12 protein-coding genes are annotated in these 9,378 nt (G+C 61.4%); 5 read left to right on the top strand and 7 right to left on the bottom strand.

Annotated elements, in window-relative coordinates:
- Positions 1 to 12: 12 nt before the first annotated feature.
- The 5 genes from WBR57_RS07500 to WBR57_RS07480 form a co-directional block, all read right to left on the bottom strand.
- Positions 13 to 384, bottom strand: coding sequence for a glutathione S-transferase N-terminal domain-containing protein (locus WBR57_RS07500; protein WP_424083293.1), 372 nt, complete (start codon positions 382 to 384; stop codon positions 13 to 15).
- Between the two features lie 101 nt (positions 385 to 485).
- Positions 486 to 1,031: a GTP cyclohydrolase I FolE gene (folE, locus tag WBR57_RS07495; RefSeq protein ID WP_003236739.1), complete on the bottom strand. Its 546-nt coding sequence runs from the start codon at positions 1,029 to 1,031 to the stop codon at positions 486 to 488.
- 78 nt (positions 1,032 to 1,109) lie between these two features.
- Positions 1,110 to 1,667, bottom strand: coding sequence for a Smr/MutS family protein (locus WBR57_RS07490; RefSeq protein ID WP_032888029.1), 558 nt, complete (start codon positions 1,665 to 1,667; stop codon positions 1,110 to 1,112).
- 75 nt (positions 1,668 to 1,742) lie between these two features.
- Positions 1,743 to 2,063, bottom strand: a complete 321-nt coding sequence (locus WBR57_RS07485; protein ID WP_424083292.1) for a hypothetical protein — start codon at positions 2,061 to 2,063, stop codon at positions 1,743 to 1,745.
- Between the two features lie 141 nt (positions 2,064 to 2,204).
- The gene (locus WBR57_RS07480) at positions 2,205 to 2,795 is read right to left on the bottom strand and encodes a cysteine hydrolase family protein (protein WP_424083291.1); all 591 of its coding nucleotides are present in this window, start codon (positions 2,793 to 2,795) and stop codon (positions 2,205 to 2,207) included.
- A 240-nt stretch (positions 2,796 to 3,035) separates the two neighbouring features.
- Here WBR57_RS07480 and prmB point away from each other — a divergent pair, with 240 nt between their 5' ends.
- Positions 3,036 to 3,944: a 50S ribosomal protein L3 N(5)-glutamine methyltransferase gene (prmB, locus tag WBR57_RS07475; RefSeq protein ID WP_424083290.1), complete on the top strand. Its 909-nt coding sequence runs from the start codon at positions 3,036 to 3,038 to the stop codon at positions 3,942 to 3,944.
- 152 nt (positions 3,945 to 4,096) lie between these two features.
- Here prmB and WBR57_RS07470 read toward each other — a convergent pair whose 3' ends face one another.
- Positions 4,097 to 4,903: a hypothetical protein gene (locus WBR57_RS07470; RefSeq protein ID WP_424083289.1), complete on the bottom strand. Its 807-nt coding sequence runs from the start codon at positions 4,901 to 4,903 to the stop codon at positions 4,097 to 4,099.
- 99 nt (positions 4,904 to 5,002) lie between these two features.
- Positions 5,003 to 5,965, bottom strand: a complete 963-nt coding sequence (locus tag WBR57_RS07465; protein ID WP_424083288.1) for an alpha/beta hydrolase — start codon at positions 5,963 to 5,965, stop codon at positions 5,003 to 5,005.
- Between the two features lie 143 nt (positions 5,966 to 6,108).
- Here WBR57_RS07465 and aroC point away from each other — a divergent pair, with 143 nt between their 5' ends.
- From aroC to WBR57_RS07445, 4 genes are all read left to right on the top strand, one after another.
- Positions 6,109 to 7,200, top strand: a complete 1,092-nt coding sequence (aroC, locus tag WBR57_RS07460; protein WP_424083287.1) for a chorismate synthase — start codon at positions 6,109 to 6,111, stop codon at positions 7,198 to 7,200.
- A 10-nt stretch (positions 7,201 to 7,210) separates the two neighbouring features.
- Complete coding sequence (locus tag WBR57_RS07455; RefSeq protein ID WP_424083286.1) at positions 7,211 to 8,371, top strand: MFS transporter; 1,161 nt, start codon at positions 7,211 to 7,213, stop codon at positions 8,369 to 8,371.
- Entirely contained in the window at positions 8,368 to 8,898 is a 531-nt protein-coding gene (locus tag WBR57_RS07450; RefSeq protein ID WP_424083285.1) for a 1,2-dihydroxy-3-keto-5-methylthiopentene dioxygenase, read from the top strand. Before WBR57_RS07455 ends, WBR57_RS07450 begins: the two co-directional genes overlap by 4 nt.
- Positions 8,899 to 9,109: 211 nt before the next feature.
- A complete protein-coding gene (locus WBR57_RS07445) occupies positions 9,110 to 9,376 on the top strand; it encodes a response regulator transcription factor (RefSeq protein ID WP_424083284.1) in 267 nt (88 codons plus the stop codon).
- The last annotated feature ends 2 nt before the right edge of the window (positions 9,377 to 9,378 follow it).

Below are 9,378 nucleotides of genomic sequence, written 5' to 3'. Positions count from 1 at the left end.
CTTCAGTGTTTATCAGACCGCGGCGAACCGCTTGTCCAGGTAATCGATGATCACCTTGGAGTCATACATCCAGGTGGTCTGGCCATTCTCTTCGATGCGCAGGCACGGCACTTTGATCTTGCCGCCTTGTTCCAGCAGGGTCTGGCGGTCCTGTGCGTTGTTCTTCGCGTCCTTGAGCGCCACCGGTACATTCAGGCGGTGCAGGGTACGGCGGGTCTTCACACAGAACGGGCAGGCGTGGAATTGGTAAAGGGTCAGTTCCTCGGCCGCAGCGTTCACTTGTGCTTGTTGTTCGGCGGGACGCTGCTTTTTGCGAGGGCGGGTAAGAAAGTCGCCCGCGATGATGACGTGGCCGAGGCCCACTCGAAGTGCTTTGACGAACATGGCTGAAACCTCTTGCCCATGAAGAAGGGGCCGCAGCTTACCTGATTTTTGCAGGCGAAAAAAAACCGGCGATGAACGCCGGATTTTTCCTTCGCAGCCTGTTACTTGATCAGGCTGAGGAATTCGCTGCGGGTCGCCGCGTTTTCGCGGAACTCACCCAGCATCACCGAAGTGATCATCGACGAATTCTGTTTCTCCACACCGCGCATCATCATGCACATGTGCTTGGCTTCGATCACCACCGCCACGCCCAGGGCGCCGGTGACCTGCAAGACGGCATCGGCGATCTGGCGGCTGAGGTTTTCCTGGATCTGCAGGCGGCGCGCATACATATCGACAATCCGCGCGACTTTCGACAGGCCCAGCACTTTGCCGCTCGGGATGTAGGCAACGTGCGCCTTGCCGATAAATGGCAGCAGGTGGTGTTCGCACAACGAATACAATTCGATGTCCTTGACCAGCACCATTTCGCTGTTATCGGAGCTGAACAAGGCACCGTTGGTGACTTCTTCCAGTGTCTGTTCATAGCCGCGGCAAAGGTACTGCATCGCCTTGGCGGCACGCTTTGGCGTGTCGAGCAGGCCCTCGCGGGAGACGTCCTCGCCGAGCTGGCCGAGGATCGCTGTGTAATTCTGTTCCAGGGACATGAAACTACCTGTGGGATTTTCGCAAAGCGCAAGGTTACGGTGGCCGACACATCGCTGCAAGCCTGACGATGGCACTTGTTACTCGTCGCGCCCTTCCATCATGGTGCGCTTGAGCATCACATACACCGCTCCCGCGCCGCCGTGGCGGGCCTGGCAGGAGGTAAAGCCGAGAACCTGGGCATGCTGGCGCAGCCAGGTGTTGACGTGGCTCTTGATCATCGGGCGCTTGCCGTCCAGCCGCACGGCCTTGCCGTGGGTGACGCGCACACAGCGGATTTCGAACTTGGTGGCTTCGGCGAGAAACGCCCACAGGGTTTCGCGGGCTTTCTCCACGGTCATGCCGTGCAGGTCGAGGCTGCCCTCGAAGGGGATCTGGCCAACCTTGAGCTTGCGCATCTGGCTTTCCTGCACACCATCGCGGGCCCACATCAGCTCGTCTTCGGGGCCGACGTCAATCACGAACTGATCCGACAAGCCATCCACGGTGGTGGCATCGGTACGCACGGTTGCCGCCTGGCGCAGCTTGGCGATCTGCGCCCGGTCCGCCTTGGGTTTACCGGTGTCGGCACGGTCGTGCTTGATCGGCTTGACGCCGCGCAGCTCGTTTTTGAACAGGGAAAAATCGTCGTCTTGCATGTCAGCCTCCGCGAAGGGCGGGCAGTTTACCTAAATCGCGGCGGCCAGGGCGCAGGAAACGCTATCCAAGCGCCATCAGTCGTGCTTTTTCATCAGGTGCGAGGCGATGTTGAGTGACAACGGTTGGCGCATCTTGCGACGGCTGCGCCGCCATAACCACACACCGAGCCACAGCACCAGCAGCCCGATCGCCGCCAGCAGGGCCGAACCTCCGGGGCTGGCATTCAGTTCGCCAAGGGCTGGCGAATGACCTAACAAACCGGCGCCACCGGCACCTGCCAGCAGCAAACCTACAATCGCCAGCAGCGCGGCAAAGCCGGCCACCAGGCGCAGACGCCAGTTGCTCGGGCCCTTGGGGCGCAAGCGACGAGCATCAAAACCATCGGATATCTTCATTCCGACCTTTCCTCCAGGGTATCGGCCCTTCGACCGGAAGATACACAGGTTGTTCCTGTGCCAGAGGCAATTGCAGCAAATGACCGGCATTTGCAGATGAGCGGGACATTGAATACGCCGCACCGCTCATCAGAAGGTCGATCAGATCAGGTCTTTGGTCAGCGCCAGGGTGGCGAAGTTGTCAGCCATGATGGCCATTTCGGTCTGTTGCACATGCTCGGCGCTGAGGACGCCGCCTTTGTAAGGCAGGTCGCGCGTGGCACAGGCGTCTTCTACCAGAGTGCAGCGAAAGCCCAGGTTCTTGGCGGCGCGCACGGTGGTGCTGACGCTGGAATGGCTCATGAAACCGCAGACGATCAGGTCCAGCGAGCCGAGGTCCTGCAGGTGTTTTTCCAGGCCGGTGCCGTGGAAGGCGCTGGGCAGCAGCTTGCCGATGATGGTTTCGTCGCCGGCAGGTTCCAGGCCCGGGATGAATTCGCCGCGCTCGCCTTGCGGGTCAAACAGCCCGCCGACAGTGCCGAGGTGGCGCACATGCACGATCGGGCGCCCGGCATTGCGGGCCGCCGCCGCCAGCTGCTGGATGTTGGCGACCGCCGCGTCCATGCCCGAGAGGGCGAGCGGGCCGCTGAGGTATTCCTTCTGGGCGTCGATGATCACGAGGGTCGCATGGCCAAGATTGGCGGCTGCGTAACCGCGACCACTGAGTTGAAACATCGTCTTTGGAACGGACATTCTGGGGGCTCCTGTGAGGGGGGCTTTTGTGACATTGTCCACTGGCTGAGCGGTTCTGTGAATCGCTACCATCGTAAGGTACGCCGTTGTTGACGTGCAGCCCTGTCAAGTGGGTGGCTTGTTTAACCGAATGCGGGTGATTCGGATGAAATCCGACGTGCGGCAGGCGCTTTTCGTACATCGTCGGTACAGGCGAAGGCTGTTAGAATCGCCAGTCGTTTTTTCCAGGAGTCTGCCCCCGTGATCACTTCCCGCCTGCGCACCTTGCGCGACCACATCCGTTGGGCTGTCAGCCGTTTCCATGGGGAAGACCTGTTTTTTGGCCATGGCACCGATAATGCCTGGGACGAAGCCCGGCAATTGGTGCTCGGCGCCTTGCACTTGCCGTGGGAAATAAACGACAGCTACCTCGACTGCAACCTGGAAGAAGAAGAAATCTCCCATGTGCAGCGCTTGCTGCATCGGCGCATCCATGAGCGTGTGCCCACCGCCTACCTGTTGAAGGAGGCCTGGTTCTGCGGTATGTCGTTTATCGTCGATGAGCGTGTGTTGATCCCGCGTTCACCAATCGGTGAGCTGATCGAAAACCGCTTCGAACCCTGGCTGGCCCAGCCGCCGGCACGCATCCTCGACCTGTGCACCGGCTCCGGTTGCATCGGCATTGCCTGTGCCTACGAGTTCCAGGACGCCGAGGTGGTGCTGGGCGATTTGTCCTTCGAAGCCCTGGAAGTGGCCAACCAGAACATCGAGCGCCATGGCGTCGACGAGCGCGTGTACACCGTGCAGGGCGACGGTTTTGACGGCCTGCCGGGTCAGCGCTTTGACTTGATCGTATCGAACCCGCCGTATGTGGATGCCGAAGATTTCGCCGACATGCCGGACGAATACCAGCATGAGCCGGAATTGGGCCTGGCCTGCGGCGATGATGGCCTGAACCTGGTGCGACGGATGTTGGCCGAGGCGGCGGACCACCTGACCGAGAAGGGTTTGCTGATTGTCGAAGTGGGCAACAGCCAGGTGCACGTCGAGGCGCTGTACCCGGAAGTAGACTTCGCCTGGCTGGACTTCCAGCGCGGTGGGCATGGGGTGTTCATGTTGACGGCTGAGCAGTGCCGCGAGCATCAGGCAGTGTTTGCTGCTCGGGTTTAACTGACGAAACTGGCCCTGATTGTGGGCTTGCTGTGGTGAGGGGGCTTATCCCCCGGCGGGTTCACTCAAGATCCTAGGGCTGCTTCGCAGCCCAGCGCGGGGCGTGCCCGCTCACCACAGCAAGCCCCCAGATTTGATTGCATTTCAGCTTGCTAGCGGTGAGTGGCAATCCAGATCAACAACCCCGCCTGAAACACCGTAAACGCCACCAGGCAGGTAATGGTAAAGCGCAAGCCGCTGTCTTCGCGCTTGAACTTGGTGACTTTTTCTTCTTCCTTGCGCAGCTTCACTTCCTGCTCCGCCAGGTTCTGCTCGGCCTGTTGCAGCATCTGCGCCGCTTCCAGAATTTCCACGAACTGCACTTTCTCAGTGTTCCAGCTGTCCAGCACACCGCTGACCTTGCCGGGCTGCACGTTGCCTTTCAGGTGCTGCACATCGGCGTAGGCCACATCAAAACCCTGGATACGCAGGAAGTGATCGCGGCGCAGGCGCGTGGACTCGTTGAGTGCATCCTTGTTGGCCAGGTCGACACCGTCGACGCGGTAGTGCGACCACTGCTTCTTGGCCCACGCCGCGCCTTGTGCGACCAGAAAGCGCCCGATGCCACGGTTGGGCGGTTCGATTTCCAGGCTGTTGCCCGGGCCGAAGTGCACGCGGTGGGTGTCGTGATCGACCCAGATATCCAGGTGGTTCTGCTCGCGACGCACGCGCTGGCCCGGCAACTGGATGACCATGCGCAGCAGGCTGTGGTGTTTGTCGTTGCGCTCGGCATAGCCGAACTGCACGAACCGCAACGGCCGTACGCCGGTGGCGCGGTCGGTGGCCAGCGGGGCCAGGCGCAGCATCTTGAAATGCTCAGCCTGAACGTCCGCCCACGGCAGAGGCGCCGCGTCGACGGCCGCGGTTTTTTCAGCCGGGGTGTCGGCGATTGGTTCCGGTGTTGCTTCAGTGGTTGTCATGCGGCGCGATCCTGTCCAAGCCCAGCAAGCCGACAGTCTTTTTGCTGTCGACTCACGGCTTATCGGCCGTTTTGCGCAGGACTGGAGGCAAATTGTCGCTTAACGGGGTTGAAGTCCGTCGATAAAGCGCACGATGCGCGCGCCCAACTCAGCGGCGAGGGGCAATTGCGGGTCGTTGTAGGAGGCCAATTGCTGCTTCACGTCATTGGGCACGATGCGCATCACGTGGTTCATGCCTTCGATCACCGTCAACTGCGCGTCGGGCTTGGCGTTTTTCAGTTGCTGGGCATCGCCCACGCCGACCTGGATATCGTTGGTGCCCTGGACGATCAGCGCCGGCATGTTCAGCTTGGCGAAGGCCGCGGAGGGGTCAGCGCGGAACAGGCTGATCAGATAAGGCTGCACGCTGGGTCGGAAAATACCCTCCAGCGGGCCAGGTACATCGGCGTCCACCTGGCCGGCCTTGAGGTGATCGAGGATTTCATTGCTGCGCAGCAGCAGGGCAGGGGGCAGGTGATCCGCCAGTTGCTGGCGGATCACCTGATCCACCGGGCGGGCGCTGCCGGACAGGGAGATCACCCCGGCAGGATCGAGTTGCGGTGCGGCCAGCGCGGCAACCAACGCGCCTTCGCTGTGGCCCAGCACAATCAGCGGGCCCATGCGTTTGTCGGCCTTGAGCAACTTGCCCCAGGCCACGGCGTCGGCCACGTAGGCGTCGAGGGTCAGGTTGCGTTCGTCGGGGGTGGCGCCCAGGCTGGCGGCAACCCCGCGTTTGTCATATCGCACGCTGGCGATGTTGTGGCGGGCCAGCACCCAGGCCAGGCGCTTGAGGCTGTCATTGCGCGCGCCATCGGCGCTGTTGCCGTTGCGGTCGGTGGGCCCGGAGCCGGCGATGATCAGCACCACCGGCACCGGTTTGTCGGATTGAGGCAGTAAGAGCGAGCCAAACAGCTCGCCGCTGCCGGTGTCCAGGCTGATCGGCCGTTGCAGCACGACGGGGGAGGCGGCGAAGCCCAGGCTGGAAAACAGAGTGAGGGTCAATAGCAGAACTCGCAGCATCATCACGCCATCATTGGGAGGGTGCCGGTTGGACCAATGTCTACCGGTAAGGTTTCGATGATGATCTAGTCGATTACCCTGCGTATACTGGCCGCCTTAAGTTATTACGGTTGACTTGATTCAACTGATTTCACGGAGCGCCCTGCATGTCCGGCAATACCTTCGGCAAGCTGTTCACTGTCACCACCGCGGGCGAAAGCCATGGCCCGGCGTTGGTCGCCATTGTCGACGGCTGCCCGCCAGGCCTCGAGCTGTCCCTGGAAGACCTGCAGCGTGACCTCGACCGCCGCAAGCCCGGCACCAGCCGCCACACTACCCAGCGCCAGGAGCCCGACGAAGTCGAGATTCTCTCCGGCGTGTTCGAGGGCCGCACCACGGGATGCGCCATCGGCCTGCTGATCCGCAACACCGACCAGAAGTCCAAGGACTACTCGGCGATCAAGGACCTGTTCCGCCCGGCCCACGCCGACTACACCTATCACCACAAATACGGCGAGCGCGACTACCGTGGCGGCGGCCGCAGCTCGGCGCGCGAAACCGCAATGCGCGTGGCCGCCGGTGCCATCGCCAAGAAATACCTGGCCACCCAGGGTATCGTGGTGCGTGGTTACATGAGCCAGCTGGGCCCGATCGAAATCCCGTTCAAGACCTGGGACAGCGTCGACGACAACGCTTTCTTCAGCCCGGACCCCGACAAAGTGCCGGAACTGGAAGCCTACATGGACCAGTTGCGCCGCGATCAGGATTCGGTCGGCGCCAAGATCACCGTGGTCGCCGAAGGCGTCAAGCCGGGCCTGGGCGAGCCGATCTTCGACCGCCTCGATGCCGAGCTGGCCCACGCGCTGATGAGCATCAATGCGGTGAAGGGCGTGGAAATCGGCGCCGGGTTCGATTGTGTCGCCCAGCGTGGCACCGAGCACCGTGATGAGCTGACCCCGGAAGGTTTCCTCAGCAACAACGCCGGCGGCATTCTCGGGGGTATCTCTTCGGGCCAGCCGATCGTTGCGCACCTGGCGCTCAAGCCGACGTCCAGCATTACCACCCCTGGCCGTTCGATCGATGTGCACGGCAACCCGGTGGACGTGATCACCAAGGGCCGCCACGACCCGTGCGTGGGCATCCGCGCCACGCCGATTGCCGAAGCGATGATGGCCATCGTGTTGATGGACCACCTGCTGCGCAACCGTGGGCAAAACGCCGATATGCGCGTGAGTACCCCGGTGCTGGGCCAGCTGTGACGGGCTGGCTGTGACAGCCCTCCCATACTGGCGCCTCTCCAGCTTCTACCTGTTCTACTTCGCCCTGCTGGGGGCGACGGCGCCGTTCCTGGCGCTGTATTTCGACCACCTGGGGTTTTCCAGCGCGCGCATCGGCGAGCTGGTGGCCATCCCCATGCTGATGCGTTGCGTGGCCCCCAACCTGTGGGGCTGGCTAGGGGACTACACCGGCCGGCGCCTGGCCATCGTGCGCTTTGGCGCGGTGTGCACCCTGGCCAGTTTTTCGCTGATTTTCGTCAGCCACACCTACGCCTGGCTGGCGCTGGTGATGGCGCTGCACGCGTTTTTCTGGCATGCCGTGCTGCCGCAATTTGAAGTGATCACCCTGGCGCACCTGAAAAAACAGACCTCACGCTACAGCCAGCTGCGCCTGTGGGGCTCCATCGGTTTTATCCTCACGGTAGTGAGCATGGGCCGTCTGTTCGACTGGCTGAGCCTGGATATTTACCCGGTGGTGGTCGTGGTGATCATGGCCGGGATCATCGGCGCCAGCCTGTGGGTACCGAACGCACAGCCCGCCGGCCACGGCAATCGCCTGGCCGGTGGCGGCTTTCTCAAACAACTGCGCAGCCCGGGCGTACTCGCGTTTTACGCTTGCGTCGCGCTGATGCAAATGAGCCATGGCCCGTATTACACCTTCCTGACTTTGCACCTGGAACACTTGGGCTACAGCCGTGGCGTGATCGGTATGCTCTGGGCCCTGGGGGTCGTCGCGGAAGTGCTGATGTTCCTGGGCATGAGCCGCATCCTTGCGCGGTTTTCGGTACGCCGGGTGCTGCTGGCGAGCTTCCTGTTGGCTGCGCTGCGGTGGTTGCTGCTGGGCTCGTTTGCCGAATATTTGTGGGTGCTGTTGCTGGCACAGGTCATGCATGCCGCCACTTTCGGCAGTTTCCACGCCGCCGCCATCGCCTTTGTACAGCGCAGTTTCGGCGATAAACAACAAGGCCAGGGCCAGGCACTGTATGCCGCCTTGGCCGGCACCGGCGGCGCATTGGGCGCGCTGTATTCCGGCTACAGCTGGAACCTGTTGGGGCCGACCCTGACGTTCAGCATCGCCAGCGTCGCGGCATTCGCCGCTGCCGTTATCATCGGTTTTCGATTGCAAGAGCAGAACAGAGGAACCCTTACATGAGTTATGTCGCCGTCTACCCCGTTGCTTCACCGGATACGCCGAACAAGGTGCTGACCCACTTCGACGACATCGCTGCAACCCTCGCCGAGTTGGGTGTGCGGTTCGAGCGGTGGCAGCCCGCGCCGATTGAAAAGGGCGCCGGTGACGCACAGCTGATTGCAGCGTACCAGGCGCAGGTTGACGCCCTTGGTTACGCTGACGTGGGGGTGCTGAGTGTGACGAACGACCATCCGCAAAAAGATGAATTGCGCGCGCAGTTTCTGGATGAGCGCCGTTACCGCGAAGACCACGTGCGCTTCTTTATTGCGGGTCAGGGCCTGTTTGCACTGCACATCGGCGACTACGTATATGCCGTGCGCTGTGAGAAAAATGACCTGCTGGTGATCCCGGCCGGCATGGCGCATTGGTTTGATATCGGCGAAAACCCACACTTCGTGGCCCTGCAGTTTTTCAATTCGGCTCAAGGCGGCGTGCCCGAGCTGACGGGTGACAAACTCGCTCGCCAATTTCCCGGGTTGGACGATTAATCGCAGCGTATTGATAACTTCAAGCCCCTCGCGTTTGAAGTTGCTGTGGGAATAAACCCAAACTTTCGTAAGACTCTGCTGTTTATCGCGGGGCATGTGCCGTAGTGGCATTCATTATGTAACTCTCCTGCGCATCGACGCTTTTATCGCCTGTCAATAGGAGGAATCCGAATGACGGTGAAGTGTCAGCCATTTAGAGGGAGAGAAACTTATGAGAGGCCAAAAGGAATTTGCGGCGCCGTATGCGTTACCCAACACCGTCAGACGGCGCCTGAGTTTATGCGGCAAGCGCCTGACCCCTTCGGAGCTGGAGATACTGCGCTGGGCCTCTGAAGGCAAGACGGTCTGGGAAATCAGCCAAATACGGGCCACGTCCGAGGCCACGGTGAAATTCCATCTGCGTAACATCTACAGCAAGCTGGAAGTGAATAACCGTGTACAGGCGATTAACGAAGCCGCTCGCCAGGGGCTGTGCTGAGC

This window comes from Pseudomonas sp. (assembly GCF_049590575.1).
In the GTDB taxonomy this organism is placed as follows: Bacteria; Pseudomonadota; Gammaproteobacteria; order Pseudomonadales; family Pseudomonadaceae; genus Aquipseudomonas.
This window is presented reverse-complemented; position numbering and strand designations above follow the sequence as displayed.

Bases quoted from the DNA above. Each gene is read 5' to 3' on its own strand.
- aroC (WP_424083287.1), top strand. From the start codon at position 6,109: ATGTCCGGCAATACCTTCGGCAAGCTGTTCACTGTCACCACCGCGGGC.
- WBR57_RS07480 (WP_424083291.1), bottom strand. From the start codon at position 2,795: ATGTCCGTTCCAAAGACGATGTTTCAACTCAGTGGTCGCGGTTACGCA.
- folE (WP_003236739.1), bottom strand. From the start codon at position 1,031: ATGTCCCTGGAACAGAATTACACAGCGATCCTCGGCCAGCTCGGCGAG.
- WBR57_RS07470 (WP_424083289.1), bottom strand. From the start codon at position 4,903: ATGACAACCACTGAAGCAACACCGGAACCAATCGCCGACACCCCGGCT.
- WBR57_RS07500 (WP_424083293.1), bottom strand. From the start codon at position 384: ATGTTCGTCAAAGCACTTCGAGTGGGCCTCGGCCACGTCATCATCGCG.
- WBR57_RS07490 (WP_032888029.1), bottom strand. From the start codon at position 1,667: ATGCAAGACGACGATTTTTCCCTGTTCAAAAACGAGCTGCGCGGCGTC.
- WBR57_RS07485 (WP_424083292.1), bottom strand. From the start codon at position 2,063: ATGAAGATATCCGATGGTTTTGATGCTCGTCGCTTGCGCCCCAAGGGC.
- WBR57_RS07465 (WP_424083288.1), bottom strand. From the start codon at position 5,965: ATGATGCTGCGAGTTCTGCTATTGACCCTCACTCTGTTTTCCAGCCTG.
- WBR57_RS07450 (WP_424083285.1), top strand. From the start codon at position 8,368: ATGAGTTATGTCGCCGTCTACCCCGTTGCTTCACCGGATACGCCGAAC.
- WBR57_RS07445 (WP_424083284.1), top strand. From the start codon at position 9,110: ATGAGAGGCCAAAAGGAATTTGCGGCGCCGTATGCGTTACCCAACACC.